The organism is [Enterobacter] lignolyticus SCF1 (assembly GCF_000164865.1).
GTDB lineage: Bacteria > Pseudomonadota > Gammaproteobacteria > Enterobacterales > Enterobacteriaceae > Enterobacter_B > Enterobacter_B lignolyticus.
Window position 1 is genome coordinate 2,919,404 of record NC_014618.1, and the last position, 15,169, is coordinate 2,934,572.

At 59.6% G+C, this 15,169-nt stretch carries 14 protein-coding genes; 7 read left to right on the top strand and 7 right to left on the bottom strand.

What is annotated here, in order from left to right; all coding sequences use genetic code 11:
• The first annotated feature begins 5 nt into the window (after positions 1–5).
• A complete protein-coding gene (locus ENTCL_RS13730) occupies positions 6–1,190 on the top strand; it encodes a NupC/NupG family nucleoside CNT transporter (protein ID WP_013366743.1) in 1,185 nt (394 codons plus the stop codon).
• Between the two features lie 54 nt (positions 1,191–1,244).
• Here the strand turns inward: ENTCL_RS13730 and ENTCL_RS13735 are convergent, their stop codons facing one another.
• On the bottom strand, positions 1,245–1,676 hold the full coding sequence (locus tag ENTCL_RS13735) for a DUF3574 domain-containing protein (protein ID WP_013366744.1): 432 nt from the start codon (positions 1,674–1,676) through the stop codon (positions 1,245–1,247).
• Positions 1,677–1,765: 89 nt separating this feature from the next.
• Positions 1,766–3,274, bottom strand: a complete 1,509-nt coding sequence (gene putP, locus ENTCL_RS13740; RefSeq protein ID WP_013366745.1) for a sodium/proline symporter PutP — start codon at positions 3,272–3,274, stop codon at positions 1,766–1,768.
• 526 nt (positions 3,275–3,800) lie between these two features.
• Here putP and putA point away from each other — a divergent pair.
• Positions 3,801–7,763 carry a trifunctional transcriptional regulator/proline dehydrogenase/L-glutamate gamma-semialdehyde dehydrogenase gene (gene putA, locus ENTCL_RS13745; RefSeq protein ID WP_013366746.1) on the top strand — a complete coding sequence of 1,321 codons (3,963 nt, stop codon included), beginning with the start codon at positions 3,801–3,803 and terminating at the stop codon, positions 7,761–7,763.
• A 56-nt stretch (positions 7,764–7,819) separates the two neighbouring features.
• Positions 7,820–8,215 carry a lysozyme inhibitor LprI family protein gene (locus tag ENTCL_RS13750; RefSeq protein ID WP_013366747.1) on the top strand — a complete coding sequence of 132 codons (396 nt, stop codon included), beginning with the start codon at positions 7,820–7,822 and terminating at the stop codon, positions 8,213–8,215.
• Here the strand turns inward: ENTCL_RS13750 and rutR are convergent.
• The 3 genes from rutR to ENTCL_RS23070 all read right to left on the bottom strand — a co-directional run bounded on the left by rutR (position 8,212) and on the right by ENTCL_RS23070 (position 10,100).
• The gene (rutR, locus tag ENTCL_RS13755; protein ID WP_013366748.1) at positions 8,212–8,850 is read right to left on the bottom strand and encodes an HTH-type transcriptional regulator RutR; all 639 of its coding nucleotides are present in this window, start codon (positions 8,848–8,850) and stop codon (positions 8,212–8,214) included. The genes ENTCL_RS13750 and rutR overlap by 4 nt on opposite strands.
• Before the next feature lie 14 nt (positions 8,851–8,864).
• Positions 8,865–9,782, bottom strand: a complete 918-nt coding sequence (locus tag ENTCL_RS13760) for a DMT family transporter (RefSeq protein WP_013366749.1) — start codon at positions 9,780–9,782, stop codon at positions 8,865–8,867.
• Positions 9,783–9,926: 144 nt separating this feature from the next.
• Positions 9,927–10,100, bottom strand: coding sequence for a con-10 family general stress protein (locus ENTCL_RS23070; RefSeq protein ID WP_071841406.1), 174 nt, complete (start codon positions 10,098–10,100; stop codon positions 9,927–9,929).
• 360 nt (positions 10,101–10,460) lie between these two features.
• Between ENTCL_RS23070 and wrbA the strand changes: the two genes are divergently transcribed.
• Positions 10,461–11,057 carry an NAD(P)H:quinone oxidoreductase gene (gene wrbA, locus ENTCL_RS13765; protein ID WP_013366750.1) on the top strand — a complete coding sequence of 199 codons (597 nt, stop codon included), beginning with the start codon at positions 10,461–10,463 and terminating at the stop codon, positions 11,055–11,057.
• Positions 11,058–11,077: 20 nt separating this feature from the next.
• A complete protein-coding gene (locus ENTCL_RS13770; protein WP_013366751.1) occupies positions 11,078–11,305 on the top strand; it encodes a YccJ family protein in 228 nt (75 codons plus the stop codon).
• A 34-nt stretch (positions 11,306–11,339) separates the two neighbouring features.
• Here the strand turns inward: ENTCL_RS13770 and agp are convergent, their stop codons facing one another.
• Both agp and ENTCL_RS13780 read right to left on the bottom strand, forming a co-directional pair.
• Positions 11,340–12,578 carry a bifunctional glucose-1-phosphatase/inositol phosphatase gene (gene agp, locus ENTCL_RS13775; protein ID WP_013366752.1) on the bottom strand — a complete coding sequence of 413 codons (1,239 nt, stop codon included), beginning with the start codon at positions 12,576–12,578 and terminating at the stop codon, positions 11,340–11,342.
• 68 nt (positions 12,579–12,646) lie between these two features.
• Entirely contained in the window at positions 12,647–13,030 is a 384-nt protein-coding gene (locus tag ENTCL_RS13780; protein ID WP_013366753.1) for a winged helix-turn-helix transcriptional regulator, read from the bottom strand.
• 100 nt (positions 13,031–13,130) lie between these two features.
• Between ENTCL_RS13780 and ENTCL_RS13785 the strand changes: the two genes are divergently transcribed.
• Both ENTCL_RS13785 and kch read left to right on the top strand, forming a co-directional pair.
• Positions 13,131–13,880 (top strand): SDR family oxidoreductase, encoded by a 750-nt coding sequence (locus tag ENTCL_RS13785; RefSeq protein WP_013366754.1) that lies wholly within the window; start codon positions 13,131–13,133, stop codon positions 13,878–13,880.
• Between the two features lie 88 nt (positions 13,881–13,968).
• Positions 13,969–15,141 carry a voltage-gated potassium channel protein gene (gene kch / locus ENTCL_RS13790; protein ID WP_013366755.1) on the top strand — a complete coding sequence of 391 codons (1,173 nt, stop codon included), beginning with the start codon at positions 13,969–13,971 and terminating at the stop codon, positions 15,139–15,141.
• Positions 15,142–15,169: the final 28 nt, after the last annotated feature.

The following is a 15,169-nucleotide window of genomic DNA, read 5'->3' on the forward strand; positions in this document are numbered from 1 at the left end:
ATTAAATGTCTAATATCCTTCACTTTCTTCTGGCACTGGCGGTCATCCTTGCGCTCGCCTGGCTGGTCAGCTTCGACCGTAAAAAAATTCGTCTTCGCTACATTTTGCAGCTCATCATCATTGAAATCGCGCTGGCATTCTTTTTTCTGCATGCCGAAAGCGGATTAACCCTGATTAAATCTGTTTCCGGGGTATTTGAATCGCTGCTGAAATTCTCTGCGCAGGGCACCAATTTCGTCTTCGGCGGAATGAGCGAAAAAGGGCTCGCCTTTATCTTCCTCGGCGTACTGTGCCCGATTATTTTCATTTCGGCGCTGATCGGTATTTTGCAGCACTGGCGCATCCTGCCGATTTTTATTCGCGTCATCGGCACGCTGCTCTCGAAGGTCAACGGCATGGGCAAGCTGGAGTCGTTTAACGCCGTCAGCTCGCTGATTCTCGGTCAGTCAGAGAACTTTATCGCCTACAAGGCGGTGCTCTCCGACCTCTCCTCCCGCCGCCTGTTCACCATGGCCGCCACCGCGATGTCGACGGTATCGCTGTCGATTGTCGGCGCCTATATGACGATGCTGGATGCGAAATATGTTGTCGCGGCGCTGATCCTCAACATGTTCAGCACCTTTATCATTCTGTCGGTGATTAACCCGACGCGACCGGAAGCCGAAGCGGAAATTAAGCTGGAAAAAATGCACGAATCGCAGAGTTTCTTTGAGATGCTCGGCGAATATATTCTGGCAGGCTTCAAGGTGGCGATGATTATTCTGGCGATGCTTGTTGGCTTTATTGCGCTGATAAGCGCCGTTAACGCCCTTTTCTCCGCGCTGTTCGGCTTAAGCTTCCAGCAGATCCTCGGCTACGTCTTTTATCCTCTGGCGTGGCTGGTCGGCATTCCGCTGAGCGATGCCCTGCACGCGGGCAGCATTATGGCTACCAAGCTCGTCGCCAACGAATTCGTCGCAATGATTGAGCTGCAGAAAATCGCCGCGCAGATGTCCCCTCGCGGGCTCGGTATTCTTTCCGTCTTCCTGGTGTCGTTCGCCAACTTTGCCTCTATTGGCATCGTGGCGGGGGCGATTAAGGGGCTGAACGAGCAGCAGGGAAACAGCGTTTCCCGCTTTGGCCTGCGTCTGGTCTACGGCGCGACGCTGGTGAGCCTGCTGTCGGCAAGCTTTGCCGGACTGGTGCTGTAAATCTCAGGATAACGACACAGGGGCCGGAGGGTCCCTGTGTCGTTGCAAAAAAACTCAGAACTGCACGCAAACCGGTCGATCGACGCGCATCACCGACTCCTGGGCAAAGCGCGATTTGTAGATCCCGCGCAGCGCCTCGATGCTGGCCTCGCTTTGCGCGTCTGTACCGTGGATCAGCATCAGCGCCTTGCTCTGCTCGCGCGCCACTTTCCCGTCATTACCCAGCCACTGCCCGCGCGCATCAAACACCGTTAAGCCGTCGCGAAAGCGCGGCGTCACGTCGCGGTCAACAAACTGCTGCCACTCCTGGGCGGTGATGTCATTACCTGCCGGACGGCTCAGGCCGAAGTAAAGCGTGGTCTGCTGCATCACGTTTTCCGCCTTACAGCCTTGCATGGCGACGCTGTTATTTTTCTGCGATGCGGTAGTGCAGCCCGTTAACGCCAGCGCCAGCGCGGCGGCGGCAACCCCTGTTTTAAGATTCATTGTCGGCTATCCTCATAGTTTCAAGCCGTCAAATATCAGCGCATTTTCAGCCAATTAGCAAGAAAAAGCCCGCTTGCGCGGGCTGGGTATTATTCCACCTGCAGCCGCGACGGCGGCGCAGAATGGTAGTGGGCGTCCGCCTCGGCAAAACGCCGCTGCATGGAGGCCGAAGGCGCCTTATCCAGCAGGCTGAATACCACGATACCGATACTGCCGAAGACGAAGCCCGGAATGATTTCATACAGGTTCAGCCAGGCGAACTGCTTCCAGACAATCACGGTCAGCGCGCCGATAACCATCCCCGCCAGCGCTCCGTTACGGGTCATCCGCGACCACATCACCGAGAACAGCACGACCGGGCCAAACGCCGCGCCAAAGCCTGCCCAGGCGTAGCTCACCAGCCCCAGAACGCGGTTTTCCGGATTCGCCGCCAGCGTAATCGCCACCAGCGCGACCACCAGCACCATCAGGCGGCCCACCCATACCAGCTCTTTCTGGCTCGCGCCTTTACGCAGGAAAGCCTTGTACAGATCTTCGGTGATGGCGCTGGAGCACACCAGCAGCTGGCAGCTCAGGGTCGACATGACCGCCGCCAGAATCGCCGACAGCAGAATACCGGCAATCCACGGGTTAAAGAGGATCTGCGCAAGCTCAATGAACACGCGCTCGGCGTTCTGGTTCACCGCGCCCGCCAGCGACGGGTTATTGTTAAAGTACGCAATACCGAAGAAACCGACGGCAACCGCTCCGGCGAGACAGAGGATCATCCAGGTCATACTGATACGACGCGCATGAACGATGCTGTGGTGCGAATCCGCCGCCATGAAGCGCGCCAGAATGTGCGGCTGGCCGAAGTAGCCCAGCCCCCAGCCCATCAGCGAGACGATAGCCACAAAGTTAAGCCCCTTGAGCATATCCACGTTTTCGATGCTCTTCTGCTTAATCACCTCCAGCGAATCGCCAAAGCCGCCGACGGTGAGGATAACAATCACCGGCGTCAGGATCAGCGCGAAAATCATCAGGCTCGCCTGCACGGTATCCGTCCAGCTCACCGCGAGGAAGCCGCCGATAAAGGTATACAGAATGGTTGCCGCCGCACCGGCCCACAGCGCGGTTTCATAGCTCATGCCGAAGGTGCTTTCAAACAGGCGCGCGCCCGCCACAATGCCGGAGGCGCAGTAAATGGTGAAAAACAGCAGAATAACGAGGGCGGAAATAATGCGCAGCACGCGGCTGTTGTCTTCAAACCGCCCGGTGAAGTAATCCGGCAGCGTCAGCGCATTGTTGTTCGCTTCGGTGTGCACGCGCAGACGCCCGGCAACCAGCTTCCAGTTGACCCACGCGCCCAGGCACAGGCCGATAGCGATCCAGCTTTCGGAAATACCGGAAATGAAAATCGCCCCCGGCAGCCCCATCAGCAGCCAGCCGCTCATGTCGGATGCGCCAGCAGACAGCGCGGTGACAAACGGCCCAAGGCTGCGGCCGCCGAGGATATAGTCGTCAAAGTTTTTGGTCGAACGCCATGCCATAAACCCAATCAGGATCATGCCAAATATATAAATAAGAAAAGTCACCACCATCGGTGTGCTAATAGCCATCAATGATTCTCCAGAATAATTTTCACCCTAAATAATTCGAGTTGCGGGAAGGCGGCAAGGGCGGGAGTCCCCAGGAGCTTACTTGAGTAAGTGACCGGGGCGAGCGGCCGCAGCCAACGCACATGCAACTTGAAGTATGACGGGTATGTTATTTCCATTACCGGAACGAAGTAATGCGTGTTCTTTATTACGGGCGGCCCGTATCCTGCCGTAAGCCGAATTTATTCACAAACGTTTTAACACCTCATTTACACACAATACATCCCCGCAACGCGTTCTCTTGCCTATAGGTTGCACTCGCTCACGTTTTTTAAGGTTGCACCTTTTATAAATGTTAACCAGCGCATGGTTCCTGGCGTATGTCACCCTTCACGTCAGGCTTTTTCCTGTTACCTGGGTTTAACAATCCATCGCTTTTTCTGATTGCTGGCGGCGTCACATTTAACACGGTTGCACAAAGTTGCAACATAGTGGATATTTCACTGCAACCCAAAATAAAGTTAACAGAACGACAGGAGCTACCGGTATGGGCACCACCACGATGGGGGTTAAGCTTGATGACGCGACCCGCGAACGCATCAAAAGCGCGGCCACGCGCATTGACCGCACGCCGCATTGGCTGATTAAGCAGGCCATCTTCAACTATCTGGAAAAACTGGAAAACGACGATGCGCTGCCGGAGCTACCGGCACTCTTATCCGGCGCAGCCAACGAAAGCGACGAAGGAACCTACCAGCAGGATGAGATTCATCAGCCGTTCCTCGATTTTGCCGAGCAGATCCTGCCGCAGTCCGTGACCCGCTCCGCCATTACCGCCGCCTGGCGCCGTCCGGAGACCGACGCGGTGCCGATGCTGCTTGAGCAGGCCCGCCTGCCGCAGCCGGTTGCGGAAAGCGCCCATAAGCTGGCGTATCAGCTCGCCGAGAAGCTGCGCAACCAGAAAACCGCCAGCGGCCGTGCGGGTATGGTGCAAAGCCTGCTGCAGGAGTTTTCCCTCTCCTCGCAGGAAGGCGTGGCGCTGATGTGCCTGGCCGAAGCGCTGCTGCGTATTCCGGACAAAGCCACGCGCGATGCTCTTATTCGCGACAAAATCAGCAACGGCAACTGGCAGTCTCATATTGGCCGCAGCCCGTCGCTGTTCGTCAATGCCGCCACCTGGGGGCTGCTGTTCACCGGCAAGCTGGTCTCAACGCACAACGAAGCCAGCCTGTCTAAATCGCTGAACCGCATCATCGGCAAGAGCGGCGAGCCGCTGATCCGCAAAGGCGTGGATATGGCGATGCGCCTGATGGGCGAGCAGTTCGTCACCGGCGAAACCATTGCCGAAGCGCTGGCCAACGCCCGCAAGCTGGAGGAAAAAGGCTTCCGGTACTCCTACGACATGCTGGGCGAAGCGGCGCTGACCGCCGCCGACGCGCAGGCCTATATGGTCTCCTACCAGCAGGCGATCCATGCCATCGGTAAAGCCTCCAACGGCCGCGGAATCTATGAAGGTCCGGGGATCTCCATCAAGCTGTCGGCGCTGCACCCGCGCTACAGCCGCGCGCAGTATGACCGGGTAATGGATGAGCTCTATCCGCGCCTGAAGTCGCTGACCCTGCTGGCGCGCCAGTACGACATCGGGATTAACATCGATGCCGAAGAGGCCGATCGTCTGGAAATCTCTCTCGATCTGCTGGAAAAACTCTGCTTTGAGCCGGAGCTTGCCGGCTGGAACGGTATCGGCTTTGTTATCCAGGCCTATCAGAAGCGCTGCCCGTTCGTGATAGACTACCTGATTGACCTCGCCACCCGCAGCCGCCGTCGCCTGATGATCCGCCTGGTGAAGGGCGCCTACTGGGACAGCGAAATCAAACGCGCGCAGATGGACGGCCTTGAAGGATACCCGGTGTATACCCGTAAGGTGTATACCGATGTCTCCTACCTCGCCTGCGCGAAAAAGCTGCTCGGCGTGCCGAATCTTATCTACCCGCAGTTCGCCACCCACAACGCCCATACGCTGGCGGCGATTTACCAGCTGGCGGGCCATAACTACTATCCGGGGCAGTACGAGTTCCAGTGCCTGCACGGTATGGGCGAGCCGCTGTACGAGCAGGTCGTCGGTAAAGTGGCGGATGGAAAACTGAACCGTCCATGCCGCATCTATGCGCCGGTGGGCACCCACGAAACGCTGCTGGCCTATCTGGTGCGCCGCCTGCTGGAAAACGGCGCCAATACCTCGTTTGTTAACCGTATCGCCGATACCACGCTGCCGCTGGATGAGCTGGTGGCCGACCCGGTCTCCGCCGTGGAAAAAATGGCGGCGCAGGAAGGTATCGCCGGGCTGCCGCACCCGAAAATCCCGCTGCCGCGCGATCTCTACGGCCAGGGCCGCGCTAACTCCGCCGGGCTGGATCTGGCTAACGAACACCGCCTGGCGTCGCTCTCCTCCTCGCTGCTGAACAGCGCGCTGCAAAAATGGCGGGTGCTGCCGATGCTTGAGCAGCCGGTCGCCGAGGGCGACATGACGCCGGTGATTAACCCCGCTGAGCCGAAAGATATCGTCGGCTATGTCCGCGACGCCTCCGAGCGCGAAGTCGAGCTGGCGCTGGAAAGCGCGGTCAATAACGCGCCTATCTGGTTCGCCACCCCGCCGCAGGAGCGCGCGGCCATCCTTGAACGCGCTGCGGTGCTGATGGAAGACCAGATGCAGCAGCTGATTGGCATTCTGGTGCGCGAAGCCGGTAAAACCTTCAGCAACGCCATTGCCGAAGTGCGCGAAGCGGTCGACTTCCTGCACTATTACGCCGGACAGGTGCGCGACGATTTCGCCAATGAAACCCATCGCCCGCTCGGGCCGGTCGTCTGCATCAGCCCGTGGAACTTCCCGCTGGCCATCTTCACCGGCCAGATTGCCGCTGCGCTTGCCGCAGGCAACAGCGTGCTGGCAAAACCCGCAGAGCAGACGCCGCTGATTGCCGCCCAGGGAATTCACATTTTGCTGGAGGCAGGCGTACCGCCAGGCGTGGTGCAGCTCCTGCCGGGCCGCGGGGAAACCGTCGGCGCGCAGCTGACCGCCGACGGCCGCGTACGCGGCGTGATGTTCACCGGGTCGACGGACGTCGCCGCCCTGCTGCAGCGCAATATCGCCAGCCGTCTTGATCCGCAGGGCCGTCCGACGCCGCTTATCGCCGAAACCGGCGGTATGAACGCGATGATCGTCGACTCCTCCGCGCTCACCGAGCAGGTGGTGGTGGACGTGCTGGCCTCCGCCTTCGACAGCGCCGGTCAGCGCTGCTCCGCCCTGCGCGTGCTGTGCCTGCAGGAAGAGATTGCCGACCACACCCTGACCATGCTGAAGGGCGCCATGGCCGAGTGCCGCATGGGCAACCCGGGACGCATGACAACGGATATCGGTCCGGTCATCGACGGCGAGGCCAAAGCCAATATCGAGCGCCACATCCAGACGCTGCGTGCGAAAGGGCGTCCGGTGTATCAGGCGGCGCGCGACAACAGCGAAGACGCCCGCGAGTGGCAGAGCGGCACCTTCATTGCGCCAACGCTTATCGAGCTGAACAGCTTCGACGAGCTGAAAAAAGAGGTCTTCGGTCCGGTGCTGCACGTGGTGCGCTACAGCCGCAGCGAGTTGGATGCGCTGATCGGTCAGATTAACGCCTCCGGCTACGGCCTGACGCTCGGCGTACATACCCGTATTGATGAAACCATCGCCCACGTCACCGGCAGCGCGAAGGTCGGCAACCTGTACGTCAACCGCAATATGGTCGGCGCGGTAGTCGGCGTGCAGCCGTTCGGCGGCGAAGGCCTGTCGGGCACCGGTCCGAAAGCCGGCGGTCCGCTGTACCTCTACCGTCTGCTTTCCAGCCGTCCGGACGACGCGCTGGCGACCACCCTCGTGCGCCACGACGCCGAGCGTCCGGTGGACGCCCAGCTGAAAGCGCTTATCGACCAGCCGCTGCAGGCGCTGCGCGACTGGGCGGCAGGGAAACCTGAGCTGCAGGCGCTGTGCCAGCGCTATGCCGAGCTGGCGCAGTCCGGCACCCAGCGTCTGTTGCCGGGCCCGACCGGCGAGCGCAACACCTGGACGCTGATGCCGCGCGAGCGCGTGCTGTGCATCGCGGATAACCCGCAGGATGCGCTGGTACAGCTGGCGGCGGTGACCGCGGCAGGCAGCGAGGTGCTGTGGCCGGAAGACGGTCTGCACCGGGATCTGGCCAAACAGCTGCCGAAAGCCGTCAGCCAGCGCATCCGCTTTGCGAAAAGCGATGTGCTGACCAGCCAGCCGTTCGATGCGGTTATCTACCACGGCGATTCCGACCAGCTGCGCGAGCTGTGCCAGCAGGTGGCCGCGCGCGACGGCGCGATCGTCTCCGTACAGGGCTTCGCCCGCGGGGAGACCAATCTGCTGCTTGAGCGTCTCTATCTGGAGCGTTCGCTGAGCGTGAATACCGCCGCGGCGGGCGGCAACGCCAGCCTGATGACAATCGGTTAAGGCTGTGCTAATAAGGCTCCGGAAACGGAGCCTTTTTTCTTTAACCGGATAACATCATGAAACGAATTTTGATTGCCTGCGGCGCGCTGCTCGTCAGCGCAACGGCGCTGGCAGATGAATGCAGCTCAGCGTCAACGCAGACGGCGCTCAACGAGTGCACCGCCGCGCAGTATCAGGCCGCCGATAAGAAGCTGAACGACACCTATGCCACCGTGCTGAAACGCGCGCCCGACGCGCAAAAAGCGCTGCTGAAAACCGCGCAGCAGAAATGGGTCGCCCTGCGCGACGCCGACTGCGCGCTGATGAGCTCCGGCAGCGCGGGCGGCAGCATTCAGCCGATGATCAACAGCCAGTGCATGGCCGACAAAACCGTCGAACGCACCGCATGGCTGGAGTCGCTGCTGCACTGCGATGAAGGCGATATCAGCTGCCCGTTGCCGCCGGCCAATTAACGCACGCGGATACCTTCGATAATCATGCGCTGGACGTTGTCCACCGTCTGCTGAAAAAACGCCTCGTCCTGCAGCGTTTTTCCGGTGACGGCCTCAACCTGGGTGGCAAAATCCGCATAGTGCTGGGTCGCCGCCCAAATCATAAAAATCAGGTGATGCGGGTCGACAACCGCCAGCTTGCCCGCCTCCACCCAGCCTTCAATGATTGCCGACTTCTCCGCCACCAGCCCTTTCAAATCGCCGGTCAGCTCGGCCATCAGCAGCGGTGCGCCCTGCAGCATCTCCAGGCAAAACAGCCGCGAGGCTTCCGGATAGTCCCGCGAGACCTCAAGCTTGAGGCGAATGTATTCGCGAATCGCCACCAGCGGCGTGAAATCCTCACGAAAGGCGCGCAGCGGGGCGAGCCAGATATCGAGAATATTGCGCATCACCGCCACGTAGAGCGCGTCTTTTGAGGGGTAGTAATAGAGCAGATTGGTCTTCGACACCCCGGCGAGCTCCGCGACCTGTTCAAGCCGGGTGCCGTGGATGCCGTACTGCGAAAAGGTGGTCAGCGCGGCGGCAAGAATCGCCTGCTTTTTGGCGCTGACCGCCTGGGTGCGTTTTCCCGTTTTTTTTACTGCGTCCTGTGCCATAGCTCTCTCCTGGGTTATTCCTGCGGGGTACATGCATCCTCGGCGTCGGGGCCTTTCTTCTGCTTAAACTTCAGTTCGCTGACCAGCACGCCCAGCACGATAAACGCCGCGCCAAGCAGCGCCAGCCCGGGCAGGCGCTCGCCGGCTAGCCGCCCGAAAATACCGGCCCAGACCGGCTCGCCGGTATAGATAACCGTCGCGCGGGTAGGCGAGACGCTGCGCTGCGCCCAGTTCATCGTCACCTGGATAATAGCGCTGAAAATGCCGAGGCCAAGCGCCACCATCAGCAATGCCGGCGACAGCTCCGGAACCGACTCGCCCGCCGGTCCCATCGCGGCGAAGGCCACCAGCGATGCGGTGGCAAGCTGGATAATCGTGACCCGACGCACGTCGACTTTCCCCGCCCAGGCGCCGATCAAAATAATCTCTGCGGCAATCGCCACCGCGCTTGCCAGCGTAATCAGCTCCCCTTCGCCCAGTTCCAGCAGGTTGCCGTCCGGCCCGGCGAGCAGGATAAGCCCAAAAAACGCCAGCGCGATGCCGACGCAGGACATCAGCCCCGGCATACGTCCCAGACACAGCCACTGCAGCAGCGGCACCAGCGGAACGTACATCGCGGTGATAAACGCCGATTTGCTGCTGGAGATAAACTGCAGCCCCCAGGTTTGCAGGCTGTAGCCCAGCGCAATAGAGACGCCGATCGTTACCCCCGCCTTAACCTCAAGCCACGTCAGCCCGCGCAGCGTTTTCAGCGACAACAGCGCCACGGCCGCCGCCGCGGTGGCGAAGCGTAAACCGACGAAGAAAAAGGGCCCGCTCATGGTCACGGCGTACTGCACCGCCAGAAAGGTGCCGCCCCAGAACATGGTGATCAGGATGAGGATCGCTTCCTGAGGTTTGACGGAAAATTGATAGCGGGAGAGCAATGACATAGCAACACCTGGGTAACATTCAGCCCTCAAGTGTGCAGATTCCCCGCGTCTACTGCAACCGCGAGGCGGAAAAAAACCGCCGGGAAGACCCGGCGGCGGGGATTGATGGGATTTCAGGGCCACGTATTGCCCCGCTACAGCCGTCTAGCTGTGACGATTGCCGTGACTGTTTTTCCCCCCTTTTTTTCCAGCTTCTGATGCGCGTTGAGGATCGTTTTTGAAGTTCCCCCCGCTGTGCTGGCCACCTTTACGACCTGCTTCTGCTGCTCTTTCGCGGTCTTCAGCAAAATTACCTGAACCGCCACGATGGTTTGCCATTAATGACCTCCGATGGTTTAGGCTGAGTCTACGCGGCTGCGCGCCTGGCGGCGGTCGCTATCGATTCCGCGTGGAACTAAGCTTAGTGGAAGCAGCGCACCCGCCCCGCGAATCGTAATATTCTGCAACATGCGATGGTAAGAAAGTATGGGATTGCCGCTGCGAGATGCATAAGACGCTCTTATCGCTTATGAAATGCGCAGCGCAAAAGTGTGTCATTTTGCTACAACGCAAAAATTGTTGTTAATTTGTTATAAATCAATGAAATGCTATTCATGGTTGGCACTCCCGGCTACAGGGCATATCTTTAATAGCATGCAGCGTTTGGCTGCTTTGATAATAAACCGAGGAGTGACGCAAATGGCAAAAGTTCTGGTGCTTTATTATTCCATGTATGGACACATCGAAACCATGGCGCGTGCCGTTGTCGAAGGCGCGGAAAAGGTCAGCGGCGCCGATGTGGTGCTAAAACGCGTACCGGAAACCATGCAGGCTGAAGCCTTCGCTAAAGCCGGCGGTAAAACACAAAATGCCCCTGTGGCGACGCCGCAGGAGCTGGCGGACTACGATGCCATTATCTTTGGTACCCCTACCCGCTTCGGCAATATGTCGGGGCAAATGCGGACTTTCCTCGATCAGACAGGCGGTCTTTGGGCCTCCGGCGGGCTGTACGGCAAACTGGCGAGCGTCTTTAGCTCTACCGGTACCGGCGGCGGCCAGGAGCAGACCATTACCTCCACCTGGACGACGCTTGCGCATCACGGCATGGTGATTGTGCCTATCGGCTATGCGGCACAGGAGCTGTTTGACGTTTCTCAGGTGCGCGGCGGCACGCCTTATGGCGCCACAACCATTGCCGGCGGCGACGGTTCGCGCCAGCCAAGTCAGGAAGAACTTTCGATTGCCCGCTACCAGGGCGAGTATGTCGCTGGTCTGGCGGTCAGACTCAACGGCTAACCTTCAACAGGAGGAGTATGATGCCGAATCAAGAAGCTAAAGCCCATCGCGTCGGCGAGTGGGCAAGCCTGCGCAACACGTCTCCGGAAATCGCCGAAGCCATTTTTGAAGTGGCAAACTATGACGAAAAGCTGGCGGAAAAAATCTGGGAGGAAGGCAGCGACGAGGTGCTGACGCTGGCCTTTGGTAAAACAGATAAAGATGCGCTCTTCTGGGGCGAACAAACCATCGAACGCAAAAACGTCTGACCGACGCTCCCCCGCCCGCGGGGGAGCGTTTCGCTTATTGCGCCGCGCTATTCAACACCGCGTTAAATTTATCGACCGGACAGAAGCCGTTGGCGTCCGTCGGACAGCCTTTGAGCTCAAGCGTGACCCGCTGCGGCGGTGACGCCAGGGTTAGCGGCGCGGCATCGCGCAGCTGCCGGGTGCTTTGATACAGGTACTCGATTTTCATCAGATCCTGATTTTTCGCCGCATCATGCCAGCGCTGGAACACGACCTTGCCGCCAACGGGCGTACGCTCATACTGGTCATGCAGCTGGTACGGTTTGAAATCAAGCGCCGTCAACAGCGAGGCGATGTTCGAATCATGCCCCACCAGCAGGGTAATTTTCGGTGCGTTAGCCGCCTCGGCCACCAGCGCCTTATCAATGTATTTCACCAGCGGTTTCGCCACGTTGCGCGCCACCTCCGGCGAGGTAAACAGGCTATCCTGATAGCCGTTTTTCAGCTGCGACAGCAGCCGCCACTGCTGGTCGGTTTTAATTTCTCCCCACGCCACCTGCTCCATAGGGAAGCCTTCGTAATACTGCAGGGTAAAGGCGTCCACCAGCGAATTACCGACCTTCAGCGGCCCGGAAACGCCCGGCTCCTGGGTCGCGTTAGCGCTAAAGACGTCCTTTCCGTCCGCCAGCGAACACGACGGCTTGCCTTTGCACGACGGCGAGTCCTGATAATTGACCATCTGCTCCAGCAGCCTGTAGCTGTCGGCCAGACGCATTTTCTGCCGCTCGCTCTCCATCGCCTTCAGCGCCCGCTCGCGAAACGCCGGGGAGTCATCGGTGATAACCGGGTTAAACGTCGGGTCCATGGCGCCCATTTTATCCTGATGGTGAACCGGCACATCGCAGCCGGGAAACGCGCCGGTGATGAAGAACTGCGCGGTCGCGACGGTGCGCTGCAGGCTATTGGCATAGGCGTAGACCAGACCCGGCGCCGGACATTCGCCGCTGTTGACCAGCCCCTGCTGCGCCAGCCATTCGCGCATGTAGTGCCCCATGTACACCTCAAGCACTCCACCTTTGGTGGTCAGCTGCCCGCCGGGAACGTCCCACTGCGGCCACGCCTTAGCGGTAGACTGCTCCAGCACGCTGCCGTTATTCGCCAGCGGCGCGCGCAGGTTGTGACGGCTCATGATCAGTACCTGCTGCAGGCGATAGCCCTGCGGCTCGGTTTGCGCCTGGGCGCCAGAGGCCGCCAGCAGTGCGCCGACGGTAATCGCGAGTACCTGTTTTCTCATCCCTAACTCCTCACGCTTTTATTGATATGCTGCGAAAGTGTGACAGATTTATGACAATTTACCTGGACTTAATCCGCAAAGTTGTCAGCTTCCGGGCGCGCCAGCTGGCTGCCGTACTCGCGCATCCACGCCGCCAGCGGCGTGAGCGCGCGCTCAAGCGTCAGCCCCAGCGGCGTTATCTGATATTCCACCCGCGGCGGCACCTCCGCATATGCCCGTCGCGCCACCAGCCCTCTCTGCTCGAACAGCCGCAGCTGGCGGGTCAGCTCTTTTTGCGTAATCGGCGCCATCGCCCGCAGCAGATCGCTAAAGCGCACCGGCGCATTCAGAACGATCAGCCGGTATAAAATGGGAATCGCCCACTTGCCGGAGATCAGCGACACGAACTCGGTCATCGGACAGGGTTCATCCGCTGAATTTTTTTGCGCGAGCGGCGCCTTTACCTGCGTCATTGCATACCTCTTTGTGCTTTAGTATCCAATTGGTACCTTGTATCCAATAGATACTAAAGCCTCTATAGTGCGTTTTCCAGTCATATTCAGGAGAAGCATTATGGGTCGATTAACAGGAAAATATGCGCTGATCACCGGCGGTACTAGCGGTATTGGTCTTGCGACCGCACAGGCGTTTCTGGCCGAAGGCGCGCAGGTTGCCGTCACCGGGCGTAATCCGCAAACCCTGCAGTCCGCGAAAGCGCTGCTGGGTGACAACGCCTGGGTTATCCCCTGCGACGCTGGCGATCCCGAGGCCCAGGCGACGCTTGCCGCGCAGATAGCCGAGCGCTGGCCCCATCTCGATGTGCTGTACATCAACGCAGGCGATGTCACCCACGGCCCGGTCGCCGAATGGCAGCCTGCCGCCTGGGACCGGCTGATGGCCGTCAATCTTAAGGGTCCCTATTTTCTGATTCAGGCGCTGCTGCCGCAGCTGCGCAACCCGTCGTCGGTCATCCTCTGCGGCTCGGTCAGCGCGCATATCGGCCTGCCGGGCAGCAGCGTCTACGCGGCCAGCAAAGCGGCGCTGCTGTCGCTGGCCCGAACGCTGTCCGCCGAATTTCTGCCCCTCGGCATCCGCGTAAACGGCCTGAGTCCGGGCCCGGTGAAAACGCCGGCGCTGAATAAGCTCGGCCTCGGAGAAACCGAGCAAAAAACGCTGCAGGATGACATCGCGAAGCTGGTGCCGCTGGGGCGCATGGGCAGGCCCGAGGAGCTGGCGCAGGCCGCGCTGTTTCTCGCCAGCGACGACTCCAGCTATATGCTTGGCACCGAGATACTGGTCGATGGCGGCACCGGTAACCTATAATCCTTCGCCAGCGGGGGCTGCAATAGCCCCCTTGATGCTATAGTGCGACGCAGGCAGGCCCTGCCGCAGACGAAGGGAAACCGCGAACGTGTTATCAACCAGGCTCAAAGCGCTCAAATCCGTCTTTACGCCCAACCGCTGGATCGGCGCGCTGACGCTGCTTATCGGCGGGGTCTTCCTCAAACCGGTGATCCTGCAGATTTATCACCTGTTTCCACAGGCCGCGGGGCAGTTCACCGGCTGGAAGGATGCTATCTCCGCCTTTGGCCTGCTGACGCTGCCGCAGGTGATGCTCGGTTTCGCTATCGTACTGATGAGCATCGGGATCTTTCTGCGCGCCCGGGTCGCGTGGTCATTTACGCTGATCCTGCTGATTGCCATTGGCCTGTTTAGCTTCTTGCTGCCGACCACCCTCTACCACGTCGGCCTGCTGTCGGTGCTCGACTGCCTGTGCCTGCTGTGGTTCTGGCGCGAGTTTAACCAGTCCAGCCTTGCCGCCGGTACGCTGTTCGCGCTGGTCAGCTTCACCTCGCTGCTGCTTTACGCCCTGTGCGGTTCGCTCTACCTCGGCGATCAGTTCCATCCGGCCATTAACGAACTTTCAGAGGCACTGTATTTTTCCACGGTCAGCATGTCCACCGTCGGCTTCGGGGATATTGTGCCGGTCACCCCGGCCTCGCGGCTGTTTACGGTATCTATCATCATTCTGGGCATCACCGTCTTTGCGACGTCCATCAGCGCCATTATCGGCCCCATGATCGGCGGCAACCTCAAACGCATGATTAAAGGGAGAATTTCACACGCTATGCGTAAAAATCACATCATTATTATTGGCGCCACGCCCCTTGCCCGCAGCGTCTATACCGGCCTGACCGAGCGCGATGAAACGGTCACCGTGGTGGTGCCGCCCGGCGTTTCACACGACTACCCCGCCGAGGCCGATGTGATAGTCGACGACCCCTCCGCCAACAAAACGCTCACCGCCGCCGGCGCCGACAAGGCCCGCTACGTGCTGGTGCTGCGCAACGACGACTCCGATAATGCCTTCATCGTGCTGGCGGCCAAAGAGGTCGTCAACGCGGAGACCAGAATCATTGCGCTGGTGAACTCAGATAAGAATCTCAGCAAAATGAAGCGGGTGCAGCCGGACATCATTTTCTCTTTGCAGACGCTGGCCAGCGAGATGCTGCTGCGCAAGCTGAGCGGCGAGAAGATGGATAACGAAAACCTGATGGATCTGCTGTTCCAGGAGAGCCATTGACCTCCTGAGCGCGGAAATCCTGATCAGA